The organism is Peribacillus sp. YIM B13481, assembly GCF_042787985.1.
Classification (GTDB): Bacteria; Bacillota; Bacilli; order Bacillales; family DSM-1321; genus Peribacillus; species Peribacillus simplex_A.
This window is the reverse complement of the sequence record NZ_JBHZPE010000025.1, coordinates 1-23,689: the sequence shown is the minus strand read 5'-3', so window position 1 is coordinate 23,689 and position 23,689 is coordinate 1. Positions and strand designations below refer to the sequence as shown.

Below are 23,689 nucleotides of genomic sequence, written 5' to 3'. Positions count from 1 at the left end.
ATTTCATATGGAGTTAGGCTATAATCCATTTAATTTAAAGAATTTTACGTATATTCAGAATTATATGTCATTATAATGTTTTTTAGCAATAGCAAAACAGGCGATTTGTAAAGTATTTTCCATTATTTTGTCGATAATTTCCTTTTTTTCTGTATTGGTTATTTCACTCTAAGAACGTCAATATCACCGCCAGTCCGTTAAATAATCCATGAATCAAAACAGATGGCCAGATGGACCCTGTCTTTTCGTATACCAAGCAAATACCAACCCGCTTATAAAATTGATCATTAATGTATTATAAGCAGGGATATGAACGACCATGAAAAGGAAGGAGCTGATGAACATTCCCCAGCTCTTTCCCGTTCGGACTCTAATCCAACGGTATATGAATCCTCGATAAAGGATTTCCTCATAAACGGGAGAAATGATGGCAGCAGAAATGAAGCCTATGAAGAAATTAAAGACTGTGACATTCTGTTTCACACTTTCCGTTTTTTCATTTTCATACGTTCCCCCTACGGCCATCATCAGGGCAAGCACCATAATACTGCTAAATATCAATACAATGGTCCAACCTGCTATCGGCCCCCAGTAAGACGCCGCAAATCGGCGAACCCCCACTTCCTTCCAAGATAAACTACATGGCCTTAAGCATACAAAAAAACCCTAACATAAAAACGATGGCCATAATGAAGCACATGGTCGTTCCTGCATATAAACCATTCCGAAAAAATGAATCGAACTGCTCTCTCAGCAAGAATTCAATGAAAACAGGCACAATGAAACATGATAACCCCAACATCCATACTCCTTCCCTAATTCCTGATATAAAGACCGTGTTGGATAAAAAGGCCTTCAAAGAATTGCTCCTTCATCAACAACATCAGACAATATCAAACATAAGGGAACCTGAAAACACTCTTAAGAACATCCAAACCTTGTTAAATAGCATAGAAGTCGAAGGAGATCTCGATTGGGAGCTGCTGCTGCCGCTAATCAACAGAAAAGAACATAATCGTGATCAATTATTCAGCAAAGAAGAACGGAAAACCTTGGACAAACTACCTAAGATGGAAATAGATAATATCGAAACAATGGATCAACCTAATAAAACGCATTGAATTAACCATCAAAATAGGATTTCCTGCCGAATCCGAGGAAGGAAGGCTGATCGCTGAAGATTGCCCGCTTTTATCCGAGTTGATTTTCGAAGGAAACAAAGATCTAGAGGAGAAATTCTGAGAAGTTCGTAAATCCGCAGCTGACTCTTACTCGGCAGGTTTATATCCGGTAAGGAAGAAATCCTTATTTTTAGAGGAGGCAGTCGCCTCTTTAAATGAAACGGAATGCAAGTTCAAAGTATAAGGTTTTGTGACCAACACAAAAAATGTGCGCCCGACGGCACACATTTTTTTCTTCATCCGGTCTGATTTCCCTTTAATGAACTGCGATAGAGTTCGTAATAAGGACCCCTTTGCCGCAGTAATTCATCATGTGATCCCTTTTCAATGATCCTTCCTTCATCAAGCACCAGGATTTGATCACTTTGCTGAATCGTATTCAATCGATGGGCAATGACAAAACTTGTCCTTCCCTCCATCAAACGATGTAATGCTTCCTGGATTTTCAGCTCGGTAATCGTATCTATACTGCTTGTCGCCTCATCCAAAATCAATAGAACAGGATCGGCTAAAATAGCCCTGGCAATCGATAAAAGCTGGCGCTGTCCCTGACTGATTCCACTGCCATCCTGATTCAAGATGGTATCATATCGGTCTGGCAGCTTCATGATAAAGGAATGCGCATTGGCAAGCTTGGCTGCATCCATCACTTCTACATCGCCCGCCTCCAGCCGACCGTAGCGGATATTTTCACGAATCGTACCTTGAAACAAAAAGGAATCCTGCAATACAAAGCCCATATGCTCGCGGAGACTGGACCTCTTCACCTGCTGGATATTCTGTCCATCGATCAAGATCCGGCCGCTGTTCGGCTCGTAAAAACGCGCAAGAAGATTAATGATCGTAGTCTTACCGGCCCCAGTGGGTCCTACAAGCGCGATGGTCTCCCCTTTTTCTGCATGGAAACTGACATCATATATCGTTTGACCGTCATCATTGTACGAAAAGGAAACACCTTCAAAATTCACCTCACCACATACATCCTGAAGTTCAGAGGCTTGTTTCTCATCTACTTCTTCTTCTTTTTCATCAAGTATGGCGAACACCCGCTCCGCACCGGCAACGGCCGATAGGAGTGTATTGAATTGATTAGCCAGGTCATTGAGCGGGCGGGTGAATTGCCTTGAATACTCGGTGAAAATGACAATGACCCCGATGGAAACTGTTCCTATGCCACTCAGCGCCAAAAAACCGCCGACAGCGGCTATTATAGTAAAACTTAAGTTGTTCAGTAAATTCATCAGTTTTGGAATCAGCCCAGAGTATGATTGTGATAGGAATCCGGCTTTCTTTAAGTTTTCACTCCGGGTGATAAAGTCACGGATCACTTTATCTTCCTGCGAAAAAGCCTTTACAATCCGTTGCCCCGAAATTGTTTCTTCTATAAACCCATTCAATTCTCCAAGGTTCTTCTGCTGTTCCTTAAAAAGCTTGCCCGTCCTGTTCGTTATCCACCTCAGCCCAAAAAACATAAGAGGAACGATGAATAAGGTTAAAACAGTTAATAAAGGGCTTAAATACAGCATCACTCCGATCGTCCCGACCAGTGTCAGCACACTTGAGAAAATCTGGATGACGGAACTATTCAAAGTGGAACTGACATTTTCTATATCATTCGTGACCCTACTCATCAATTCCCCATGCTGACGCCGGTCAAAAAAGGTAATGGACAGCTGGTGAAGCTTTTTGAACAATTGATTGCGCATCTCATAAACCGTATCCTGCGCGATTCCGATCATCCAATAATTCTGAAGCCACATGGATAGTGAATAGAATATATAGACTCCGAGAAGCCCGATAAGAAGACTAATCAGCCCCCCGCTATCCTTTGTGACAATATAATCATCGATGGCCATCCCTACAAGAAATGGGCCAAGCAATCCCAAAACCGAGCTTATCAGTACCATGAAAAGGACACAAAATAGCAGGCTTTTATTCGTTGCTAAGTAGGGGATGATCCTTTTTATCGTATTCCATGAGTTGACTGGTTTTGCCTTTTTCTTATCGGGAGATATTCTTCGACTCAAGAGAAATCCCCTCCTCCCCAAACTGTGAGTGAACGATTTTTCGATAAAGATCACTTGTTTGAATCAAATCCTGATGTTTCCCCAGCGCAAGCACTTGGCCATTTTCCAGCAACAAGATCTTGTCCGCCTCAATGGCTGTACTGATTTTTTGTGTAATGATGAGTGTTGTACATGTATAGGTCTTTAAAGCGGCGAGCAATTTACTTTCCGTTTTCAAATCCAGCGCACTCGTACTGTCATCCAGAAGGAGAATCTTCGGTCTGCGCACTAATGCCCTCGCAATCGATAACCGTTGTTTTTGCCCTCCGGACAGATTCACCCCTTTTTGCCCTAACTGCGTCTCATATTGTTTTGGGAGTTTCATTACGGTCTCATGAACCTGAGCATCCATGGCAGCTGCCATGATTTCCCCCATCGAGGCCCCTTCTTTTCCCCATGCAACATTATTTTTTATGGTTCCTGAAAAAAGCAAGGCTTCTTGCGGTACATAGCCGATCCTTTTCCGCAGCGAATTCAAGGGAATATCTTTCACATTCTGGTCATCTATTAGAATGGATCCGCTCTCAACTTCGTATAATCTCGGAATCAGCTGAAACAAGGATGTTTTCCCTGATCCTGTTGCTCCTATGATGGCAAGCGATTCTCCCGGATCGATAGAGAAGTTCAAGTTTTTCAATACCGGTGCATCTGTTCCAGGATAGCGGAAAGATACATCTAGAAACTTGATGCCTCCCCCTTTGACGGTATCACTCTTGCTTTCAATTTTGCCTTCATCAATATCTATCGGGGTTTCAAATATTTCCGTCACACGTTCCGCTGAAGCCTTTGCACGGGAAATGACCGTGATCAGCCATGAAAAAACGGAAAGTGATGCCGCAATCCTTGTGGCATAGTTGACAATCGCCACAACTTCCCCTACCTGTATATCTCCCGTTGTAATAAATTCGCTTCCAAGCCAAAGAATGATCAGAATCGCCACATTCATGACCAGCATCAGAACAGGCATGGTCGTTTCAATTAAACGAAGGGAAGTCACAGTCTTTCTTTTCAACCCGTCATTCGCATCGTCAAACCGTCCGATTTCATGCTCCTTACGAAGAAAGGCCTTGATCAAGCGCATGCCTGTCAGGTTTTCCCTCATGACCCCATTGACATTATCGAGCTTTTTCTGTACGAGCTTAAACAGCTTAGCCGCTCGTTTCATAACCCATCCCAGGAAGAAAACAAGAACCGGAATCGAAATGACCAAAACAAGGGAGAGTTTCAAATCGACCGCAATCGCCATTATCGCCCCCCCGATTACTATCAAAGGCGCCCTTGCCATGATACGAAGGCCCATGAAAACCGTATTTTGAAGCTGGGTCACATCATTCGTCATCCTTGTAATCAACGATGAAGTCGGGATATTATTCAAATTCGCAAAAGAAAACGCCTGTATCTTACCAAAAAGGCTTTTTCTTACATCATGTCCAAAGCTCTGACTTACATGTGATGCTGTAAAGGAATTAACGATCCCGCCAATAAATGAAAAAATGGAAAGTCCAACCATGACACTTCCCCATTTAATCACTACCGATAAATCTTTCTGTAAAATGCCATCATCAATTATTTTAGCAATAAATAGAGGTTGTAACAGTTCTACACCGAGCTCAACAATCATCAAGAATAAAGCAAGAATGATCAAGAGCCAGTATGGCTTAAGAAATGAGGCCAGTTTTTTCATCTATGACACCCTTCGATTCTTCATATGTAGATAGCATCTTTTCACCTCTCATTATACATTTTTATACAGATTATTTAAAAGATTTTAACTGATTTAAAGGATTGGTAAATAACTTGATTTTTTTAATAAATACCCTTGACAAATAACAGGAAGTAGGCGAAAATTCTAATTGATAATGATTTTCAATTTCATTATCAATCTCTGAAATTTGATAAACAATTACGATAATCTCATATCGTACCTTTTTGATATTGTACATAGATACAATGTCGCCCCGGCTTCTCTGTGCCTAGTAAAAATTATATGCTCATTAGCGAATGCAGTTCACTGGAATATTGCCCCCTCTTTATTCAAGTATTTATTCACGTTGGAAGCATATTAGGCAGCCGGGGATTATTTTTTTAAAAAACTAACAAACTTACTTATATAAAGGAGCAGGATGATCATGAAACTTGAAGATATCATTAAAGAACGGCGCAGCATCAAACGATTTAAGGACATTCCTGTTCCTATTGATATCATCCGATCACTATTGGAAACTTCGACATGGGCACCGAACCATAAACTTACCCAACCATGGCGCTTTGTCGTGGTGCATGGTGATAGCCGATTAAAACTCGCAGAGGCAACCCGTGCTTTCATGGCAGGCAAAGAGAAGGACCCGGAAAAGAAAGAAGCAGCCGGACAGCGAGGATATAATAAGCTTATAGATGTACCGATGTTTGTCGCGGTGATCATGGAAGAGAATCCGAATCCTATGACACGTGAAGAAGATTATGCGGCTACAAGTGCCTTGATCCAGAATTTCAGCCTGCTTGCCTGGGAACAAGGAATCGGGCTGATATGGGAAACATACGGCATGATACACAGCATCGAGTTTCGTGAAGCTTTAGGCGTGAAACCCGGAGAGAAGATCGTCGGCAGCCTTCACGTCGGCTATCCCGATATGATCCCTTCCCCGCGGCCAAGGAACGCTATCGATCAACTCCTGACAATTATGGACTGATATAAAAGGAAAGCCTCCAATCTTCTATTTGGAGGCTTTCCGTTTATATTTAAGAGCAAAACGCAGGCAAATGTTGTTTTTCACTTATAATAACCCCTTAAAGATGATTATTTAATAGCCGGCACCTTAATTTTTAAGTTGAATTCTTCACTTTTATAGGTGAAATCCAAATATCCTTGATGTTTTTTCACGATATTAGCGATGATTTTCGTACCCATCCCATCATGCTGCCCCCATTTCGTGGTTTGACCGTATTTTTCAAACAGTCCGTCCAGAATGGGATTAGGTACTGGCAGACAACTGTTACTGCATGATAATAGGTACATACCACTCCGCTTATAAAAATGGAGCGTAATTTGGGCTATCTCCCTTCTTTCCTCCTGCCATGATGCAGCAGCTTCTATCGCATTTGCGAGGACATTCCCTATCAGTGCCACAACGTCATGATCCTTTAAAGGCAAAGATGAGAGGGGAACGTCTTTTTCAAGCCATATCATGGAAGAAGTAACATTGCTCTGTGACTCTGTAGCAATGATGCATAAAGGGGAACTGATTTATAAAGGGAAGCTGGAATCGCTTTATATAGAAGAGAACAGCCGTGATCTAAATTATATTTTCATGTCCAAACTTGTAAGGGGGAATCATATCCGCAAGCATCATTTCGAAAACTGTAAAGGAATCACAAAACTATTTATCGCCCATTACTATGCTCGTCATTTTGCCGACATTGTTTTTAGGAGGCACAGGTTTACATGAGTTAACAAACAAGCACTTCCTGCTGCCGATTTTAAACATCTTCGCACTCTTTAAAGAATTGATATATGGTGTGATTGATATTCAGAATATCTTCCTGACAGCCAGCTCCCTCATTGTCTCGATCATCCTCTTCTTTACTGTCTCAAGGATATTATTCTTAAAGGACAAATGGGTCCTGAACTAAACATGACGCGCTACCCTCGGCGCGTCTTTTATTCACTCGAACTTAATTGTTTTCCATCATTCGTTTTTCACAATCATGGAGTTCAACTTATTATTGGCGGGGACAATTCATATCCAAAAAAACCTCCCTTTTCAAGGAGGTCCCTAAACGCTCTTACTCAAAAAAATTCGTGATATAAGGCCTGAATGGCCGTCTCTTCACTGTGCCCTTTCACACCGAACATCATGCTTACTTCCGAAGAGCCTTGGTTGATCATTTCAATGTTCACCTTTGCTTCGGCCAGCGCTTTTGACGCCCTTGCCGTTGTACCGACATTATGACGCATTCCTTCACCTACAATCATGATCAAAGCAAGATCATGCTCCACATTCACCTCATCGGCATGTAGCTCTTTCTTGATTCGTGAAATGATTTTCTTCTCGGTTTCACCCTCCATCTGGTCCTGCCTTAGAATAAGTGTCACATCATCGATGCCTGATGGAATATGCTCATACGAAACTCCGTAATCTTCAAGGATATGCAGCAGTTTCCGACCAAAACCAACTTCCCGGTTCATCAAATATTTGCTAATGTAAATACTGCAAAATCCTTTATCACTTGCAATCCCAATAACCGGCCCATTCGTATTATCCCGTGAACTTACAATGCGGGTCCCTTGTGCAGCCGGATTGTTTGTATTTTGTATATGGACTGGTATTCCCGCACGGAATGCAGGAATCAACGCCTCATCATGAAATACCGAGAAACCGGCATAAGAAAGCTCCCGCATTTCACGATAGGTTAATTCCCTGATTCCCTTCGGATTGGAAACCACATTTGGATTCACCGCATAAACGGCATCCACGTCCGTAAAGTTCTCATACAAATCGGCTTTGACCCCATTCGCAAGAATCGAACCCGTAATATCGGAACCGCTTCTTGAGAATGTTAAAACCTCACCATCTAACGTGTATCCGAAGAACCCTGGGAATACTACGATTCCTGGCTCATCACGTAGAGCATATAACCGATCATACGATTCTGGCATCACCTGGGTAAATCCATCTTCATCCGTTACGATCAAGCCAGCCTTCTTTGGATTTATATACTGAGCCTCTACACCACGGCTTTGAAAATAACCTGCAACCAGCTTCGCATTATTATCCTCGCCACTGGCCATTAAAGCATCCAAATAGCGCTTCGGGTTAGATTGGTCTCCATGCAACAGTGCTTTTAGATTTCCATGAATCCCAGTGATGACCTCCTCGGATATATCCAGCTCTTCAGCAATGCTCGCATAGCGGGATACCACATCTTCTATCAAATGCTCTCCGTTATCCCCGCGCAGCTGCTGTTCCGCAGCCTCAATCAATAGATCCGTCACCTTTATATCATTTGAATTGCGTTTCCCTGGAGCCGAAACGACAACAATCTTCCTCTCTGGATCAGCAACTACAATTTCGAATACCTTTTTCAACTGTTCTCCTGACGCAAGTGAACTTCCGCCAAACTTTGCAACTTTCATCACGACATCCCCTATTTTTGAAAATATTCTGTCAAAATTAACTCTTCCTATTATTACGTTTTTTCACGAAACAATCAAGTGGTAATTCCGTTCCAGGAGGACATTTGTGTTTTTAAAAAATACAAAATAGTGAGTTTACTGAATGAGAATAACAAAAACCCAAAAAAAAGACAACGGCATAAGCCAGTTGTCTTTTTCTAATCATTAGCGATTATCCACGGTTTCCGGGTATAAGTCATGATTCATCAAGCGGTAATCCGCCATTTCCTCATACTTCGTACCTGGTTTACCATAATTTGTGTAAGGATCGATGGAAATTCCGCCCCTAGGTGTAAACTTGCCCCAGACTTCAATATATTTGGGATCCATCAACTCGATTAAATCATTCATGATGATGTTCATGCAGTCTTCATGGAAATCACCATGATTACGGAAGCTGAATAAATAAAGTTTCAATGACTTGCTTTCCACCATCTTCACACTTGGAATATAGCTGATGTAAATGGTCGCAAAGTCCGGCTGGCCCGTTATTGGACATAAGCTAGTGAATTCCGGGCAATTGAATTTGACGAAATAATCCCGGTTCGGATGCTTGTTATCGAATGATTCCAGAATTTCAGGCGCATAGTCAAATGTATATTTTGTCCCTTGATTCCCAAGCAGTGTGATATCTTTTTTTAATTCTTCTTCTTTTCTTCCAGACATAAAAAGTCCTCCTCATCCACGTTTGTCAGGGGAGATTCATAAAATGGGCCTCTATATAACAAAAACCATATCTCCTCAAAGATATGGTTGATTCGCAAAAAAAATCAAAGCCATAGTTTTTTTAAGAGGGTGAAGCTATGAACCTCTCCCGTTTATCGGGAAATATTTTAAAATTGTCATAGTAAATATAGAAAAAAATATTTAATCTGTCAATCTACTTTTTATTTTAGTTTGATTCCTACACGTATTCGGCTTAAAATGTAGAAGAAGTTTATCCTACATGAAGGAAGAGATTAAAGCAATGTGGATTTTTGCGGCTCTTATCACCAGTTTATGTTTCGGAATCAATAACAGCATTTTTAAATGGAGTAGCGGAAAGGGTTACTCAAAGGTACATATCCAATTTTTCTTTTATTTTACCGCCTTCATCATGGCACTTTTATATAGCGGATTTGTAGATGGTTTGACTACTAACTGGCTATCCATCTTGCTTGGTGGAGCCATTGGTGTACTGAACGCTAACGGTAATATCCAGATGGCAAGCGCCTTTGAAAAAGGGCCGGCAAGTTTGACATCACCACTGATCGCAGCAAATGCAATATTTCCCATCCTCTGTGCTGCATTAATTTTTCATGAGCATATTTCTTCGCTGCAGTGGAGCGGAATTGTCTGCATGCTGCTCGCTACCCTTGTCATTCAGTATACACCTAATGCTAAGGGCAATCATCAATATTTACCTTGGATGATGCACACATTATTTGCGATTTTCTCATTTGGTGTGCTAGGTATCTTAATGACGACATCAACCCGTCTTCATTTAAACTCCCTTGATATCCTAGTATCAATGTATGGTGGCGGAACACTTTATCTCATTTCGGCATTAGCCATCAAGAATGAGAAGATTAAGTTAATGGAAGTGAAAATTGGATCACTCGTAGGATTATTAAGCATCATAGCCTATGGATGTTATTTCTTTGCATTAAATACTGGAATCGCCAGCATCATCTTCCCTGTCGTCAGCCTGAACTGTTTAGTTGTCGTATTCGCTGGTTGTTATTTATTCAAAGAAAAACTTAAATCCTATCAAATTGCCGGCGTACTTGCAGCATTAATCGGAATTATCTTAACTAAAATATGAATAGTTAATTTTACAAAAACAACCTGGCTGTTATACGCACACAAGCCAGGTCGTCTTTATATAGCCGCAAAAAAAGGGTATGGTCTGACCCCAATACACAAGCCTTGTACACATAAAAATAGGTTCTTTTCGTAAAGATTGTTGTTTTTAAAACGAAACTATTTAAGGTTGATTGGAGCGGAAGTGCGAGACTCCTGCGGGAGCAGCGGGACAGGTGAGACCCCACAGGCGTTTACGCCGAGGAGGCTCACCGCCCGCCCCGCGGAAAGCGAGCATCTGGAGGGAAATCAACCACAACTCACTACCTGGTAAATAGCAACAAAGTATGTGAAAACAGCCTAAAAATAAATCAGGAAATGGAGTCTGTCAAAAAAAAGTGTTGACATCCCCTTCTAAATATCAGATAATTTTGAATATTAGATCTCCACACTTTGCTACTTCGCAATGTTTGAAAAGTCTTCCCCTACGGGTATAAAAGAAGTAGGTACAACCACCTCATTACTGAACCAAGAAAGGAAAGATGTATAATGGTAAAAGTTACAGTAACAGTTGATTTCCAAGGAAAATCTTATCAAACTAACGTCCTTACTAAACCAGGTACTAATCAAGAAGAAATATTACAACAAGCCCTTAATCAAGTGGAAAAACAATGGAAAGCTTAAAAAAGCAGGCATCGCTTTAGATACCTGCTTTTTTTATTACCCTTTTAGACATAATCATCAAAATTACTTTTCGCATTTAAATCCAGATTTATTGTATTTCATTTATAGTATTCTAATGAATTTTGTTCTATTCAAAGAACTCCTCGATAACGATTTTCCCCTAAATCCACTTTTAATAGCTTTTTTCATATGATACCAATTTAAATGCGTCAGTTTGTGAACATTAAACTCTCAATCTGAATCAGAAAAAAAGAGCGACTTTGTTTATGTTCCTTTTAAACTACATCCCTTATTAATGGCATTGAACGTTCTTGAAGGCTATTGGAGAGCAGACTATACGCAACTACTTTCTTCTTGTACTGTTTAACTACATCCACGTGGTCGTTGTAAATGTACAAAAATAACCTAACATCCTTCTTGCCTTTTTTAGTATCAATGACTAATGGAGCCCCACTGTTCTCTGGATGTAAAAATAATTGTTCGTTACCCGGAAATATATGATTCTTTTTCAAAAATTTAGCTTTGTTGAAATAATTAATAACTTGAGTTTTTTCTTCACCTTCCAACCGTTTTCCGTCAAAGGTTACGGTGGCATTCGCATCACTAAGTTCTGAATGCATTTCAAATTTGCTGAGAATCCAATTCACTGCATCTGTTGGAAGACAGGTAACTAATAATTTAATCAAACTTATGATAATTGTCAAAATCAAAACCGGCAATGTCATATTCATCATCTCCGCTAAGGCATAGTTAACTACTATATCACTTATTATATCAAAAGAGCGGAAAGCTTTTCTTAGGAAATGTGTCCGTTCTATTAACGTTTAACTATTGGTGAATATAAAAACTTTATACTAACTTAATCATCTTGATCATCTAATTTCAAAAATGGATCTTTTTGTTTACGCTAAAATTATTTTTTATAGATATATCCAATATCACGTTTGAATTTGAGTCTCATTTTCAATATATCTAAATGCAAAAAGTCCACCGTACCCCATTATAATACAGGATACACAATAAATTAAGGAGATACTTAATTATTTTCCATCACAGTATTTGCCTCTCCTAACCCCTCTTCTTTCTTATCAATACAAACTTCTATAATGCAGTGAATTGAATGTATGTAATTTTACGCTCACCATAATTTGAATACAAAAAAACTGGGCGTCATCAAGACGCCCAGTTTTGCAGGAATGGATTATTGATATCCCCAAATCATTGTTAGCATTGTACCGAAAATTGTAACCAATGCAACAAACAATCCGTAGTAAACGTTTGTGTAAATCGATGCTTTATCTTCAGACTCTCCTGCATGCATGAACATAACAAATTGAAGTGCAGCTTGCATGAAGGCTGTAACAAGTAGGATGATTAAAGCCATTTTAAGTGAGAGATCATACACTATAACTGATAGTGCAACCAAAGTCAGGACTAGTGAAAAAGCAAATCCCATAACTTGGCCCCGTGGGAATAATTCTTTCATATTACATCATTCCTTTCAGGTAGACGAAACTGAAGATGAAAATCCAGACAACGTCTAAGAAATGCCAGTAAAGAGAAAAGATGAAAGCTTTGTTTGTAGTTTCTGGAGTCATACCGCGTTTTTTAATCTGCAGAATGATGAAAGTTCCCCAGAATAAACCAAGTGTAACGTGAGCTCCATGCGTACCTAGTAACGCAAACAAACTAGATAAGAAACCACTTGTTTGAATGGTTGCTCCTTCATGTACATACTCCACGAATTCATAGATTTCGACTCCCAAAAAGCCTAAACCAAGAATAAGGGTGATAATAAAGAAACCAAGCATTGCTTTCTGTCTACCAAGTCTCATTGCATTGATTCCAAGACCAATGGTAAAACTACTGGTTAAAAGAAAAATTGTTTGAAGCATTAGGGTTGGTACTTTAAAGAGTTCGTCCCCTGTAGGACCATTTCCAGTACCATGAACTAATACAAAATAAGTGGCGAACAGTGTAGCGAAAAGAGCTATTTCTGCCCCCAGGAAAATCCAAAATCCAAAAATCTTTAAGCGATTTTCTTCCGTGCTATATTCTAGTGGCAGCGAGTTATCTATTTTCATTACTTAGCACCTCGCAATTTATTTTCAGTTTCTTCAATCTCTTCAACGGAGATATAACGTCCGTGGTCTTTTTCGAATGAACGGTGAGCCATACAAGCAAAGATACCAAGTGTGGCAATGATTGCAATGATCCACATGCTGAATACCATTGCAAAGCCCCAAACGAAGAAGATACAGCTCAAGATAAACGGCACGCCACTGTTATTTGGCATATGAATCTTTTCTACTTTACCACCAAATAATTTAAAGCCCTTTTTCTTAGAATCCCAGAATGCTTCTGTAGAATCAACTGTAGGTACAATTGCAAAATTGTATTCTGGAATTGGTGTATGTGTAGCCCATTCTAGAGAACGTGCATCCCATGGATCTTTTGAAATATTTCTTGATGCATAACGAGTACTCCAATAGATATTGTACACAATAAGCGCAAAACCTATTGCCATGCCAATTGCTCCAACGAAAGAGAGCAAATTCAATGGACCATAGCCCGTTGATTCAGAGTACGTATACATACGACGTGCTTGCCCATCTAAACCAGTTATGAACATCGGGAAGAATGTTACATTAAAGCTGATTGTAATGAACCAGAACGACCATTTCCCTATCTTTTCGCTCAACATGAAACCAAACATTTTTGGCCACCAGTACGTAAAACCAGCAAGTACGGCAAATACAGTACCAGGGATCAAAACGTAGTGGAAGTGAGCTACTAAGAACATTGTATTATGGTATTGGTAGTCAGCACTTGCCATGGCAAGCATAACCCCAGTTACCCCACCGAGAGTGAAAATCGGAATGAAAGCTAAAGAGTATAACATTGGGACGGTAAAAACGATTTTACCTTTCCAAAGTGTGAACAACCAGTTGAAAATCTTAACACCGGTCGGAACAGCAATTGCCATTGTGGTAACCGAGAAGATACCGTTAACCATTGCACCGTGACCCATTGTATAAAAATGGTGAGCCCATACAACGAAGGATAGTGTAGAAATAGCTACCATAGAGATAACCATCGAATTATACCCGTACAGGTTACGACGTGCAAAAGTCGAAATGATTTCACTGTAAATACCGAAAGCCGGAAGAATAACTATATAAACTTCAGGATGTCCCCAAACCCAGAACAAGTTTGCCCAAAGCATATCGCTACCGCCATTAGCCATCGTAAAGAACTGAGTTCCGAATAGTCGATCCATTGTCATTAACGCAAGTGCCACTGTCAATACAGGGAAAGCGAAAACGATAATAAAGTTTGTGATCAAGATAGACCATGTGAACATTGGCATTTTCATTAAGTTCATGCCAGGTGCTCTCATTTTCAAGATGGTTACGATAAAGTTGATACCAGTCAGTAATGTACCGATACCAGCTATTTGAATTGCAATCGCGTAATAGTTCGAACCTACTGATTCACTGAAATCGTTACTTGCCAGCGGGAAGTAAGATGTCCAGCCTGCATCAGGAGAACCACCGACTACGAAAGAGATGTTAAATAGCATTGCCCCCATAAAGAATAACCAGAAGCTTACTGCGTTTAGACGTGGGAATGCTACGTCACGTGCCCCTATTTGTAATGGTGTAACAATGTTCATTAACCCAATGATAAATGGCATCGCCATAAACAGGATCATGACAACCCCGTGTGTTGTAAAAATTTCATTATAATGCTGTCCATCCAACAAGCCGTTATTTGGAATAGCCGTTTGGGCACGCATCAATAGAGCATCTGCGCCACCACGGAAGAGCATAAGTAGTGCTGACAAGATGTACATGATACCAATACGTTTATGGTCAACCGTTGTTAACCACTCACGCCATAAGTAACCCCATTTTTTAAAATAGGTAATTCCGGCAACAAGCGCAATCATAGTTAGGCCAATGGCAACCATGGATGCATAAATCGCAGGACTTGGATGAGGTACGGCAAATCGATCAAAGTAATCCATACTTTTGTGACTCCTTTCAGGAAAATATTCCTTATCGTAAAACTAATTGTTTAGTAGAATGTGAGTTAAACCCTTAATGATCCATGTTCATGTTGCTGTGTTCTGAATGTTCCTCGTGTGAATCTTTGGTAGATTCATCTGATTTTTTTTCAGTATCAGATGATCCGTGGTGATGACCTGAATTTTCACCTTCTGGAGCTGGAGAAAACTTTAAGTGAGTTCCAGTATACGTGGATTGTCCCACATGACCAGGTTTTAGTAATTTATTGAATTTATCCTCAGTAATCGGTTTAGCAGTTGCTTTAATTTCTTTTACCCATTTATCATATTCTTTTTTAGGCAATACATTTACGTTGAACGTTTGCTGAGCAAAACCTGAACCACTGAAGTTTGAATTTCGACCCATATACTCCCCTGGTACTTCAGCTGCTAAGTGCAACGTGGTAACCATATCAGACATCGCATATTTTTGTCCTCCAAGTTGCGGAATCCAGAAACTAGCAATTGGTCCGTATGAATAAAGTTTAAATTCAATTGGTCGGTTAGTCGGTAAAAACAGATAGTTAACTGTTTCGATATTTTCTTCCGGATAACTAAAGTGCCACTTCCAGTTAGAAGATGCAGCGTAGATAACTAATGGTTTCTGCTTTTCGTATCCTTTAGGTGTTGCCTCGACTTCATTTGTTGTTTTAACAGTAACAACGGCAAGGAAAGCGACGATTATGATTGGGATTGCAACCCAAATTATTTCTAGAACCTTACTTCCTTCAATATGAGGTGGTTCATAATCATCACGCTGTTTGGAAGCACGATATTTCATTATCATGAAGACATACAGTACGATTACGACAAGAACGACAAAGGCCATTGTCCATATCGATATCATAATGACATCTGCTTGTGTTGCAGCTACTGGCCCTTTAGGGTCCAAGACCATTAATGGGTTATCGCAACCCGTTAGCATAGTGGCGATGGTAAAAAGTATAGTTAATAAAGCCCATTTTATTTTCATAGTACTACCCCTTTCTTACATAATAAAATTCCTATTGGTAATTATTCGGACAAAGTGTTACCATGTTCACAAACCCCGACATAACAATATTAATCCCAAGTTAAAAAAAAGACAATACAAAGTGACATCTGTCACATAAAGTTCATTAAAATACAGTAAGAAGTTGGTAAATGAACTGAAATGTTCGAAAATCTTAAGGAAATGAAATATAATAAGTGTTTAATTCCTTACATATGGAGTTTAGGATTAAAAAGTAGCTCTGCTCCATTTTCCATTTAATGTTACTTTAATATAATGAAATATAATTTTTACAATATATTCGCCGCGTACATAACCTCAAGAACAAATCTGAATTTTCTTAACACTACGAATTCCATTACCTATCATGTTAATTAGGTAACTATCGATGGGATCGTGAATGATGACGATGTTAGCCAGGATTTAATAACGAATTTTTCTAACTCGACCATGGACGTGGTAACGGCATTGTGCACACCATGTCGTTTTTTCTGCTTCAATACCCTTACGGTCCAACACTGGTCACTATATATGGAAGCAAAGAGTCTGAAATGAACATTCCGATCCTTATGATAATTACTTGATTGCCTTCCCCCAACAGCAGTTTAGGACATTAATCCAATAATTATCCCAATATGCTATTGCAAAAACCACTTCACCTCAGTTGTCCTTTTTAGTAAAACTGCATTTTGGTGCCTAGTATAAAAGAAACTCACTAGATAACTGTATTTCTTTTAGTAATCGAACATAAAAAAACGAAAAAAAATGGACATTTAAGGTGTCCATTTTTTTCGTGGGTATAGTTCATGATATAGAGTGAGAACTTTTCATTTAGGAATGTGGGCAAGTTTGGTTTGGATGGCCAAGCACGTCGAATGTACACATATTCTAAGTCAACTAGATCCGGGTTATTGAATACGCTTTCATTCGTTAGTGCACTTGGGTTATCGTTTGGTTACATTTTAATCGTGTTACAATTTTCTGCAGCACTCGTTATGCACCAAGAAATATTTCAAGCGACCCTTTAAAATTCAGAGTATTGGCCTACTCTCAATTCCAAAGTTCCCGAATACAACTTCGCTACCGTACCGACAGCTGATTCTTCACAAGCATTCCGGGTTCTAGCCTCATCTACCTGTAAGGAATGATGTAATACGAGTATGAAACAATTATTTCTACGTGGATATACAATGGGGTTCCTATTCTCCATGTTCTTACAGCCGTTGCTCTTGGTGTTGTCGTGTGGCCTTTCTTTCAGAACAGGAATGATTGTCCTTTTTTAGTTACTGTATTCGGTACTCCTTTTTGTTTTAGGAATAGCTTTTGATTTTAATTTTATAACTTTAGTTGTATCCGGTACAACTCTTTCACCCTTTTTTGTGTTCATCACCATTTCTTCTGTCAGGACAAAAAATATACCAACTAGAAAAATGGCAGCTGCGCTTAGTGTAATGGCCATCCCAACAGCGGTTAATAAATAATCCTTATTGTAATCGCTTACAAAAAAACTTAAACTAAAAATTAAAATTCCGATTACACAACCTGTGCCTGATACCCACTTCACTGCATCCATCATCTTCTGATTAGTTTCCATTATTTCATCCCCTTTCTTTCTATTTTATGACATTTCACAAATTTGTCAATTATTTTCTATTTTTTAACATATCCACAATGTAAACCTTGACAAATAGAAGACGCCACAATTTACTTTTAGGTATTCAAGACTATATGAAAAATCTGTAAAACAGTATAAATACATTATCATTTTTTCCAATACTATCCTTTTCTATACTTTTAAAAACTTTTTGACTTCAATATCAAATAAATGACCCCTGATGAATTTATCAGGGGCCATGCATCTTTCTATGATTTCTGCAAGGTTATCGTTAACGTTTTCTTTTCAGCACCCCGATACACTTTAACCTTCACTTTATCTCCGATTTTCTTATCCGTGTATAAGACTTTCCTTAATTCTGCTGCCGTATTTATTTTCGTTCCATCAATCTCCGCGATGATATCCTGTTGCTTAAGCCCTCCATTCGCTGCTGCCGATCCCGGATCAATACTTGTAACCATGACACCCGACTTTGCAGCTTCAGGAACATTTTGTAGGTAATACTGTGGCAGTTCTTCTATACTGGCCAAGCTTACTCCTAAATACGGGCGCGTGATTTTTCCGTTTTCAATCAGTTCCGTAACAATCGGAATCACATCATTACTTGGTATGGCAAAACCTAGGCCCTCCACACCATTTTCGGAAATCTTCAAGCTGTTTATGCCTATCACTTCCCCAGCTGTATTGATCAATGCCCCGCCGCTATTGCCAGGGTTGATCGCTGCATCTGTTTGAAGGACATCAAGTTCCCACTCACCGTCCGATGTATCGACTGAAATGGAGCGTCCGGTCGCACTGACGATCCCTTGTGTAACCGAACGTGAAAAGTCAAGTCCAAGAGGATTACCAATCGCCAATACTTCTTCACCTGGACGCATGCTATCAGAATTCCCGAATTTAATTCCATCAGGTGCTTTCGAGGCATCAATTGACAAAACCGCTAAGTCCGTCAAAGCATCCGCCCCGACAACCACTGCAGTTGCCTTTTGTCCATCATATAATGAAATTTCGACTTTCTTTGCTCCCTCAATAACATGATTGTTCGTAATGATATAGGCCTTCCCATTTGCCTTTTTAAAAATGACCCCTGAACCAGTGCCGCTCGCAACTGTTTCGCTTTTCGTGCTTTGCTGCTGGAACGGGTCCTGGTTTTGCATCTCTTGTAAATTCACGACCCCTACAATCGATTTGGAGGCTGATTCCACCATCTTTGCCCTATCATTTGAATCCGTACTTGTCGATAACTTTTCTGCCGTTACACTTCTATCCTTTTCAACGTTTTCCGTTTGCTCTACATCCGCCTTTTGGGTTGACTCATTCACGGAACCTTTCCCTTGATCTATAAAATCCCCGCCAAATACAAATACAGAAGATGTAACAATAGAAGCAACTGTTCCGGAAACAAGGCCAGTTAGCAAAAGGGACTTACCCTTCTTCCTTTCTGTCTTCACTCTGGCTTGCTCATCACCATTATAATTCTCCATCTTTATCCCTCCTATGATTGTCATTTACTTGGCTCAATCATATACAGTAATTATTAAAAAATTCTTAAGAAATAAAGAAATAAGTGACCTTTTTATAAAAAAGATAAAATTTTATCAAATCCTGCTATGTGATATTATGCATGCTAGAAAACAAAAAGGCCTCAACATGGGCCCCTTTTCAATTCGACCGTTATATATACCTTTACATGACTTCATACACTTCTTTTGTCTCCTTATTCACGCCATACCAGCCCCAAGTAGCTGCATGGCCATTTTTCTGACTGCCTTCATCCACTTCGAACACTTGAAAAATGTAATCTCCCTTTTCGGCATCATGATCATATTCTATTTGCAAATGCGGGAAATTTTCCATGTCCACGTAATCCTTCACAAGCTTCTCCGCCTGAGATTTACTTAAGGTACTAACCGAATCCTTACTCTCTTCTTTTCCTTTTACCGTCTCAGCTTTTGTATCCGTTGCCGCCTTATCTTCTAATTCGGATCCAATGGTCCCTTCTTTACTTGCTTCCTCCACCGGTTCCACTTCGTCATTCCCCTCTACGGTTTCTATAGTGGCTGGGCCTGATACCGGATGCATTTCCGCCGCCTTTAAAACCATTAGTTTACCTTCCTGGTATTTTGCCTTATATGCGGTTGCTTCTTGAAAATCTCTTTGGGCCGAATCAAAATCCTGTTCGTCGTATTTCTTCATTCCACTCGCCAGAAAACCTGAAAGATCCATTAATTCTCTTACTTCCGGTGTTTTTGCTTCTATATAAGCTAATTCAAATGCCTCGTGGGCTTCTAAATAATTTTCCTCATTCAACTGACTTTTCCCCAAATCCATATTGGAATCATAATTCCTTGTTACGCAGCCTGAAGCAATCAACATCAAAAAAATAACCATGAATGTTCTCTTCACTACATCACTCCTCACTTTTCCAAAGATACTCTCCCATATTATTCTATACATCCATCTTAAACCCTTTGATAAGAAAACCGATACCTCTATTTCCTATCATTTTCATTAAGGAAATGTTGACTTTTATGATTATCTTTTTACAAAAAGTGGTACAGAAGGATAAACGGTTGAAAGGATGATGAGCAGAATGAGGCAGGACAAACAGACCTATCATGTCGATTTGGTCAGCGGCGACGTACTCGGACAAAAACTTGAAGAGAACCCGAGCTTCACTGTACACGTAACTGATGAGGAACTGGCAGAATTGAAACAATGCTTGGAGGAACACCGGACAGATGACCTGGAGGCATATGCCCGTTCACATGTGCCCTACCTTCTCTATCATCATGACCGGGCAAATGATAAATACGATGCAGCCATGAAAAAGCTTTATGCCCTCATATATAAATTTGGCGATGAAACGGCCCGAAACCATATCGAAGAAATCGGCATATTGACAGACAACAAATTCGAGGGACAAGAAGAGGTGCAAAAGTTCAAATAGAAAATATGAACAGAACCTGAAATTTAAAGGTTCTGTTTTTTTATGATCAAGTTCAATCAAATAGTCTCCCCTTCCCTTGATATAAGGAAAAAAGATTCCATTTTGTGATTCATTATACAGTTTTATACGCAGGGTCCTTTCAATCTAAATATTTATCTTTCAAATAGTCTGAACCTACACCACCAATAACCATCAAAGCTAATGGTAAAAAATTTGATACAACTGGCATACTTTCTAAAATTGTAATATCTGTGCCAACAAATTTGTTAAGTCCAAAAATAATTAATTTAGACACTAACAAAAATGCTCCAAGTAAAAACATGGTATCAAAAACACTTTCCTTTTTGGAAATGCTAGCTGCTTACTTTCCCGTATTATTTTTTCTTTCAATTCCTCGTCACTCCTTAATAATTCATCTATCGTAATATGAAATAAGTCACTTAAATTAATGAGCACTTCAATACTTGGATATTTTTTCCTGTTCCCCATTTGGACACAGATTGGCGACTCACATGAATCTTCTCTGCAAGATCATTTTGTGACCAATTTGATTTTTCTCGTTCTTTATTTAATCGTTCGCTAAAAACATAATGAGTTCATCGCCTTTCCTTACTCCTAGTATTGTGAGATGAATCATGCAAAGTAAAGATAGTAATAAGTGCATTACTTTGCAACTTAAGTGTGACACGAAGAAAACCTTGATATATCAAGGGTATCAGTTTAATTTTCCGGAACTACTGCAGAAAGCTAATATAATATTCCATTCAAAGAGACATACAAAAAACTAAAAAGAAATTGTAGCCACTCAACAAAAAAAGTGGTGGAGACTAACGTTTCGTTATTAAATGTTCCACTCTTTTAATTTCAGTCTACGAACCTTATGTACAACGTGGGGGTCATTTTCCGCCAATGAGAGTGCCTCTTCAAATGTGTCTGTAATATAGACTAACAAGCCGCATGAGCCATCTGCAAAAGGCCCTCTTGCAAAAACCTTCCCTTTACTATTAAGTTCGTTTAAATACTCGATATGCTGTGGACGCACTTCTATATTTTTTCAGCATCAATCATATGTAAAATGGCTGCATAATAAGCCATGCTTTTCCACTCCCTAATTTCGGTTCCAGACAACCAGCTTCATTTCTGTCATTTCTTCTACTGCATATTTTAATCCTTCACGGCCAGTTCCGCTTTCATATTATCCACACGGAATGTCGTTGATCATGACTCCACCAACTTGTAAATTTTCTGCCGCATTCAGTGCTTTACGTACATCGTTCGTATAAATCCCTGCTTGCAGGCCGTAATTGGAATCATTCACTAAATCAATTGCTTGTTCTACTGATTGAACCTTGTTAATCAACACGATTGGGGCGAACACTTCATGACAAGATACCTTTGAGTAAGCATCAGCATCTAATATGACGGTCGGATGAAGGATATTGCCTTCCGCTATTCCACCTGTTGCAATCTTGGCTCCATCTTGTTTCGCCTCCTCAATCCAATTGAGGGTTCTTTCAACATCATTTGGGGAGATGCTGCGATGGCAGGAAATACTTTATGGGCGACTAGATTCATGGGGAAATTGAAAGGTGTTATCGGTTCACGTACAGTGTAACAAGTCGATTTTCGCCACCTTGGGCGGCATCCAGCGTCTTGCATCACTGCTCTTGTCAAAAAAAAGCCATACTCCTAGTTGATGCAGTTCTTACTTATTTTATGATGACGACAGATTTGTTCTTGTCTTTCGAGGTTTTGTTCGACTGCATATGTATTGCCCCATTCACACATTGTATTTAATACAGGTACAAAGGATTGACCTAACTCAGTTAAACTGTATTCTACTTTTGGTGGTACTTCTTTATATACTTCTCTTCGGACAAGCCCATCTCTTTCCAACTGCTTTAATTGGTCGGTTAAGACTTTCTGGGTAATGGCCGGTATTAGGATATAAAACTCTTTCGTCCTCATTGGTTTTTGACTCAGAAAAAAGAGGATTAAACATTTCCACTTTCCTCCTACAGTATTCATGAAAATATTTATTCCAGTATTTAGACTCTTCATTACTCATTCCTCCTGAATAGGCACATAAAGGTGGCTATGCCACTTTATTGTGCCTTATTTTCTACTGCATCATGGTCCATTATAATCGAATTATGAAGCAAATATTACATTGGGAGTGAACACGATGAGTGTAAGAGAGATTATAGAAAAAAGACGTTCCGTAAGGCAGTATGATCCCCATTATAAAATTAGTCCAGAAACGTTGTCGACATTTATTGAAGGAGCAAGTAAATCGCCTAACGGAAACAATATTCAAGCAACACGATACCTGGTTATAGATGAACCATATTTAAAGACTTTGTTACTGCCCATTGCTTTTAATCAGCAACAGGTAATTGAAGCATCAGTACTGATTGTTATACTAGGTGATTATCAAGCATTTGAAAAAGAAAATATCATAATGATACATGAGGAAGAGTTTCAAAAAGGTTATTTTGACGCATCAGTAAGAGATTATCTAACAAACGCGGCAATCAATTATTATCTAAATAAATCAAAAGAAGATTTAAAGGTTGAATTAATAAGAGACGCAAGCCTGGCGTCAATGTCGTTAGTTTTATTAGCGAACGAGGCAGGTCTTGAAACCATTACAATGTCCGGGTATGATTCCGAACAATTAAAGTCAGCCTTGAAAATTTCTGATAGGTATTTAGATGTTATGCTTATTGCCATGGGGAAAGGAATTAAAGAAGGTCACAAAACAGTAAGACACGATGTTAACAAAGTCATTTATAAAAACAAAATATAGTGAGTGTAATTACTTTTTTAAAATTTGGATATTGGAAATTAGTTTGGAAAGAGGGGGAAAAAGAACCCTCTTCCCCTATCTTCTTATTCTTTCGTTAAAACTCACCACGAGTTACCAGTCTCTTATATCATCCACATGCAGACTTATCATATAGTCATATTAACGTAACAGATTCATTTTAATGTTTTTGTTTGTAATAAGTTACCGCGAGCGCAAGGGCCAGCACTGTTCCTTTGACGATATCCATTGCATAATATGGAACAGACATCATGATCAGCCCATTTTGAAGGATTCCGATCAAGATTGCACCGACGAAGGTTCCAAAGGCATTCGGTTTTCCCGCTCCTAAAACGGAGGAACCAATGAAGG

At 39.3% G+C, this 23,689-nt stretch carries 22 protein-coding genes, 5 pseudogenes and 1 riboswitch; of the genes and pseudogenes, 7 read left to right on the top strand and 20 right to left on the bottom strand.

The features are described from left to right. Positions 1 to 163: 163 nt before the first annotated feature. Positions 164 to 525: pseudogene (locus ACFX4X_RS15010) on the bottom strand (lysostaphin resistance A-like protein). Between the two features lie 164 nt (positions 526 to 689). Here ACFX4X_RS15010 and ACFX4X_RS15005 point away from each other — a divergent pair. Further along, a complete protein-coding gene (locus ACFX4X_RS15005; RefSeq protein WP_377384529.1) occupies positions 690 to 1,121 on the top strand; it encodes a hypothetical protein in 432 nt (143 codons plus the stop codon). 296 nt (positions 1,122 to 1,417) lie between these two features. Here ACFX4X_RS15005 and ACFX4X_RS15000 read toward each other — a convergent pair whose 3' ends face one another. Both ACFX4X_RS15000 and ACFX4X_RS14995 read right to left on the bottom strand, forming a co-directional pair. Continuing rightward, positions 1,418 to 3,208 (bottom strand): ABC transporter ATP-binding protein, encoded by a 1,791-nt coding sequence (locus ACFX4X_RS15000; protein ID WP_377384527.1) that lies wholly within the window; start codon positions 3,206 to 3,208, stop codon positions 1,418 to 1,420. Next, positions 3,183 to 4,931, bottom strand: a complete 1,749-nt coding sequence (locus ACFX4X_RS14995) for an ABC transporter ATP-binding protein (RefSeq protein WP_377384525.1) — start codon at positions 4,929 to 4,931, stop codon at positions 3,183 to 3,185. The genes ACFX4X_RS15000 and ACFX4X_RS14995 overlap by 26 nt, the downstream gene beginning before the upstream one ends. A gap of 439 nt (positions 4,932 to 5,370) precedes the next feature. Between ACFX4X_RS14995 and ACFX4X_RS14990 the strand changes: the two genes are divergently transcribed. Further along, a complete protein-coding gene (locus ACFX4X_RS14990) occupies positions 5,371 to 5,937 on the top strand; it encodes a nitroreductase family protein (protein WP_377384523.1) in 567 nt (188 codons plus the stop codon). Positions 5,938 to 6,044: 107 nt separating this feature from the next. Here ACFX4X_RS14990 and ACFX4X_RS14985 read toward each other — a convergent pair whose 3' ends face one another. After that, a complete protein-coding gene (locus ACFX4X_RS14985) occupies positions 6,045 to 6,434 on the bottom strand; it encodes a GHKL domain-containing protein (RefSeq protein ID WP_377384521.1) in 390 nt (129 codons plus the stop codon). Between ACFX4X_RS14985 and ACFX4X_RS14980 the strand changes: the two are divergent. Further along, positions 6,415 to 6,576: pseudogene (locus tag ACFX4X_RS14980) on the top strand (ABC transporter ATP-binding protein); the annotation flags it as partial. The gene ACFX4X_RS14985 and the pseudogene ACFX4X_RS14980 overlap by 20 nt on opposite strands. Positions 6,577 to 7,034: 458 nt before the next feature. On the opposite strand, the gene ACFX4X_RS14975 reads toward ACFX4X_RS14980, so the two are convergent. Further along, positions 7,035 to 8,381 carry an aspartate kinase gene (locus ACFX4X_RS14975; RefSeq protein ID WP_377384519.1) on the bottom strand — a complete coding sequence of 449 codons (1,347 nt, stop codon included), beginning with the start codon at positions 8,379 to 8,381 and terminating at the stop codon, positions 7,035 to 7,037. A gap of 204 nt (positions 8,382 to 8,585) precedes the next feature. After that, positions 8,586 to 9,086 carry a preQ(1) synthase gene (queF, locus tag ACFX4X_RS14970; RefSeq protein WP_061461394.1) on the bottom strand — a complete coding sequence of 167 codons (501 nt, stop codon included), beginning with the start codon at positions 9,084 to 9,086 and terminating at the stop codon, positions 8,586 to 8,588. 106 nt (positions 9,087 to 9,192) lie between these two features. Continuing rightward, positions 9,193 to 9,238: riboswitch (PreQ1 riboswitch) on the bottom strand. A 128-nt stretch (positions 9,239 to 9,366) separates the two neighbouring features. Between queF and ACFX4X_RS14965 the strand changes: the two genes are divergently transcribed. Both ACFX4X_RS14965 and ACFX4X_RS14960 read left to right on the top strand, forming a co-directional pair. Then, entirely contained in the window at positions 9,367 to 10,224 is an 858-nt protein-coding gene (locus ACFX4X_RS14965; RefSeq protein ID WP_260399052.1) for a DMT family transporter, read from the top strand. Between the two features lie 527 nt (positions 10,225 to 10,751). Next, positions 10,752 to 10,886 (top strand): BA3454 family stress response protein, encoded by a 135-nt coding sequence (locus tag ACFX4X_RS14960; RefSeq protein ID WP_125163276.1) that lies wholly within the window; start codon positions 10,752 to 10,754, stop codon positions 10,884 to 10,886. Between the two features lie 275 nt (positions 10,887 to 11,161). On the opposite strand, the gene ACFX4X_RS14955 is transcribed toward ACFX4X_RS14960, so the two are convergent. The 8 genes from ACFX4X_RS14955 to ACFX4X_RS14920 all read right to left on the bottom strand — a co-directional run bounded on the left by ACFX4X_RS14955 (position 11,162) and on the right by ACFX4X_RS14920 (position 19,967). Beyond that, the gene (locus ACFX4X_RS14955) at positions 11,162 to 11,611 is read right to left on the bottom strand and encodes a YfmQ family protein (RefSeq protein ID WP_125163275.1); all 450 of its coding nucleotides are present in this window, start codon (positions 11,609 to 11,611) and stop codon (positions 11,162 to 11,164) included. A gap of 476 nt (positions 11,612 to 12,087) precedes the next feature. Continuing rightward, on the bottom strand, positions 12,088 to 12,372 hold the full coding sequence (gene qoxD / locus ACFX4X_RS14950; RefSeq protein ID WP_061461387.1) for a cytochrome aa3 quinol oxidase subunit IV: 285 nt from the start codon (positions 12,370 to 12,372) through the stop codon (positions 12,088 to 12,090). Between the two features lies 1 nt (position 12,373). Further along, positions 12,374 to 12,970, bottom strand: a complete 597-nt coding sequence (gene qoxC / locus ACFX4X_RS14945; protein ID WP_061461385.1) for a cytochrome aa3 quinol oxidase subunit III — start codon at positions 12,968 to 12,970, stop codon at positions 12,374 to 12,376. Next, a complete protein-coding gene (qoxB, locus tag ACFX4X_RS14940) occupies positions 12,970 to 14,916 on the bottom strand; it encodes a cytochrome aa3 quinol oxidase subunit I (RefSeq protein WP_061461383.1) in 1,947 nt (648 codons plus the stop codon). Before qoxB ends, qoxC begins: the two co-directional genes overlap by 1 nt. Positions 14,917 to 14,989: 73 nt before the next feature. Next, positions 14,990 to 15,928 (bottom strand): cytochrome aa3 quinol oxidase subunit II, encoded by a 939-nt coding sequence (gene qoxA / locus ACFX4X_RS14935; RefSeq protein WP_377384515.1) that lies wholly within the window; start codon positions 15,926 to 15,928, stop codon positions 14,990 to 14,992. Positions 15,929 to 17,225: 1,297 nt separating this feature from the next. Continuing rightward, positions 17,226 to 17,540 carry a hypothetical protein gene (locus tag ACFX4X_RS14930; RefSeq protein WP_061461379.1) on the bottom strand — a complete coding sequence of 105 codons (315 nt, stop codon included), beginning with the start codon at positions 17,538 to 17,540 and terminating at the stop codon, positions 17,226 to 17,228. A 269-nt stretch (positions 17,541 to 17,809) separates the two neighbouring features. Next, positions 17,810 to 19,045, bottom strand: a complete 1,236-nt coding sequence (locus tag ACFX4X_RS14925; protein WP_377384513.1) for a S1C family serine protease — start codon at positions 19,043 to 19,045, stop codon at positions 17,810 to 17,812. Positions 19,046 to 19,247: 202 nt separating this feature from the next. Beyond that, on the bottom strand, positions 19,248 to 19,967 hold the full coding sequence (locus ACFX4X_RS14920; RefSeq protein ID WP_284471914.1) for a hypothetical protein: 720 nt from the start codon (positions 19,965 to 19,967) through the stop codon (positions 19,248 to 19,250). 187 nt (positions 19,968 to 20,154) lie between these two features. On the opposite strand from ACFX4X_RS14920, the gene ACFX4X_RS14915 reads away from it, so the two are divergent. Next, positions 20,155 to 20,511, top strand: coding sequence for a hydrolase (locus ACFX4X_RS14915; protein ID WP_284471915.1), 357 nt, complete (start codon positions 20,155 to 20,157; stop codon positions 20,509 to 20,511). 139 nt (positions 20,512 to 20,650) lie between these two features. On the opposite strand, the pseudogene ACFX4X_RS14910 reads toward ACFX4X_RS14915, so the two are convergent. From ACFX4X_RS14910 to ACFX4X_RS14890, 5 genes and pseudogenes are all read right to left on the bottom strand, one after another. Further along, positions 20,651 to 21,098, bottom strand: a pseudogene (locus tag ACFX4X_RS14910) (helix-turn-helix domain-containing protein); the annotation flags it as partial. Between the two features lie 254 nt (positions 21,099 to 21,352). Next, a complete protein-coding gene (locus ACFX4X_RS14905) occupies positions 21,353 to 21,553 on the bottom strand; it encodes a YciI family protein (protein ID WP_309145541.1) in 201 nt (66 codons plus the stop codon). 66 nt (positions 21,554 to 21,619) lie between these two features. Next, positions 21,620 to 22,045: pseudogene (locus ACFX4X_RS14900) on the bottom strand (aldehyde dehydrogenase family protein); the annotation flags it as partial. Continuing rightward, on the bottom strand, positions 21,961 to 22,170 hold the full coding sequence (locus tag ACFX4X_RS14895; protein ID WP_377384562.1) for an aldehyde dehydrogenase family protein: 210 nt from the start codon (positions 22,168 to 22,170) through the stop codon (positions 21,961 to 21,963). The gene ACFX4X_RS14895 and the pseudogene ACFX4X_RS14900, both read right to left, overlap by 85 nt. A gap of 30 nt (positions 22,171 to 22,200) precedes the next feature. Then, positions 22,201 to 22,572, bottom strand: coding sequence for a winged helix-turn-helix transcriptional regulator (locus tag ACFX4X_RS14890; RefSeq protein WP_284471916.1), 372 nt, complete (start codon positions 22,570 to 22,572; stop codon positions 22,201 to 22,203). Positions 22,573 to 22,696: 124 nt separating this feature from the next. On the opposite strand from ACFX4X_RS14890, the gene ACFX4X_RS14885 reads away from it, so the two are divergent. Continuing rightward, on the top strand, positions 22,697 to 23,320 hold the full coding sequence (locus ACFX4X_RS14885; RefSeq protein WP_377384510.1) for a nitroreductase family protein: 624 nt from the start codon (positions 22,697 to 22,699) through the stop codon (positions 23,318 to 23,320). A 178-nt stretch (positions 23,321 to 23,498) separates the two neighbouring features. Here ACFX4X_RS14885 and ACFX4X_RS14880 read toward each other — a convergent pair. After that, positions 23,499 to 23,689: pseudogene (locus ACFX4X_RS14880) on the bottom strand (ABC transporter permease); the annotation flags it as partial.

Bases quoted from the DNA above. Each gene is read 5' to 3' on its own strand.
- ACFX4X_RS14965 (WP_260399052.1), top strand. From the start codon at position 9,367: ATGAAGGAAGAGATTAAAGCAATGTGGATTTTTGCGGCTCTTATCACC.
- ACFX4X_RS14930 (WP_061461379.1), bottom strand. From the start codon at position 17,540: ATGGAAACTAATCAGAAGATGATGGATGCAGTGAAGTGGGTATCAGGC.
- ACFX4X_RS14990 (WP_377384523.1), top strand. From the start codon at position 5,371: ATGATCATGAAACTTGAAGATATCATTAAAGAACGGCGCAGCATCAAA.
- qoxB (WP_061461383.1), bottom strand. From the start codon at position 14,916: ATGGATTACTTTGATCGATTTGCCGTACCTCATCCAAGTCCTGCGATT.
- ACFX4X_RS14915 (WP_284471915.1), top strand. From the start codon at position 20,155: ATGAGGCAGGACAAACAGACCTATCATGTCGATTTGGTCAGCGGCGAC.
- ACFX4X_RS15005 (WP_377384529.1), top strand. From the start codon at position 690: ATGAAGCACATGGTCGTTCCTGCATATAAACCATTCCGAAAAAATGAA.
- ACFX4X_RS14895 (WP_377384562.1), bottom strand. From the start codon at position 22,170: ATGCAAGACGCTGGATGCCGCCCAAGGTGGCGAAAATCGACTTGTTAC.
- ACFX4X_RS14995 (WP_377384525.1), bottom strand. From the start codon at position 4,931: ATGAAAAAACTGGCCTCATTTCTTAAGCCATACTGGCTCTTGATCATT.
- qoxA (WP_377384515.1), bottom strand. From the start codon at position 15,928: ATGAAAATAAAATGGGCTTTATTAACTATACTTTTTACCATCGCCACT.
- ACFX4X_RS14885 (WP_377384510.1), top strand. From the start codon at position 22,697: ATGAGTGTAAGAGAGATTATAGAAAAAAGACGTTCCGTAAGGCAGTAT.
- ACFX4X_RS14955 (WP_125163275.1), bottom strand. From the start codon at position 11,611: ATGACATTGCCGGTTTTGATTTTGACAATTATCATAAGTTTGATTAAA.
- ACFX4X_RS14975 (WP_377384519.1), bottom strand. From the start codon at position 8,381: ATGAAAGTTGCAAAGTTTGGCGGAAGTTCACTTGCGTCAGGAGAACAG.
- ACFX4X_RS14890 (WP_284471916.1), bottom strand. From the start codon at position 22,572: ATGAAGAGTCTAAATACTGGAATAAATATTTTCATGAATACTGTAGGA.
- queF (WP_061461394.1), bottom strand. From the start codon at position 9,086: ATGTCTGGAAGAAAAGAAGAAGAATTAAAAAAAGATATCACACTGCTT.
- ACFX4X_RS14985 (WP_377384521.1), bottom strand. From the start codon at position 6,434: ATGATATGGCTTGAAAAAGACGTTCCCCTCTCATCTTTGCCTTTAAAG.
- qoxC (WP_061461385.1), bottom strand. From the start codon at position 12,970: ATGAAAATAGATAACTCGCTGCCACTAGAATATAGCACGGAAGAAAAT.
- qoxD (WP_061461387.1), bottom strand. From the start codon at position 12,372: ATGAAAGAATTATTCCCACGGGGCCAAGTTATGGGATTTGCTTTTTCA.
- ACFX4X_RS14925 (WP_377384513.1), bottom strand. From the start codon at position 19,045: ATGGAGAATTATAATGGTGATGAGCAAGCCAGAGTGAAGACAGAAAGG.
- ACFX4X_RS14960 (WP_125163276.1), top strand. From the start codon at position 10,752: ATGGTAAAAGTTACAGTAACAGTTGATTTCCAAGGAAAATCTTATCAA.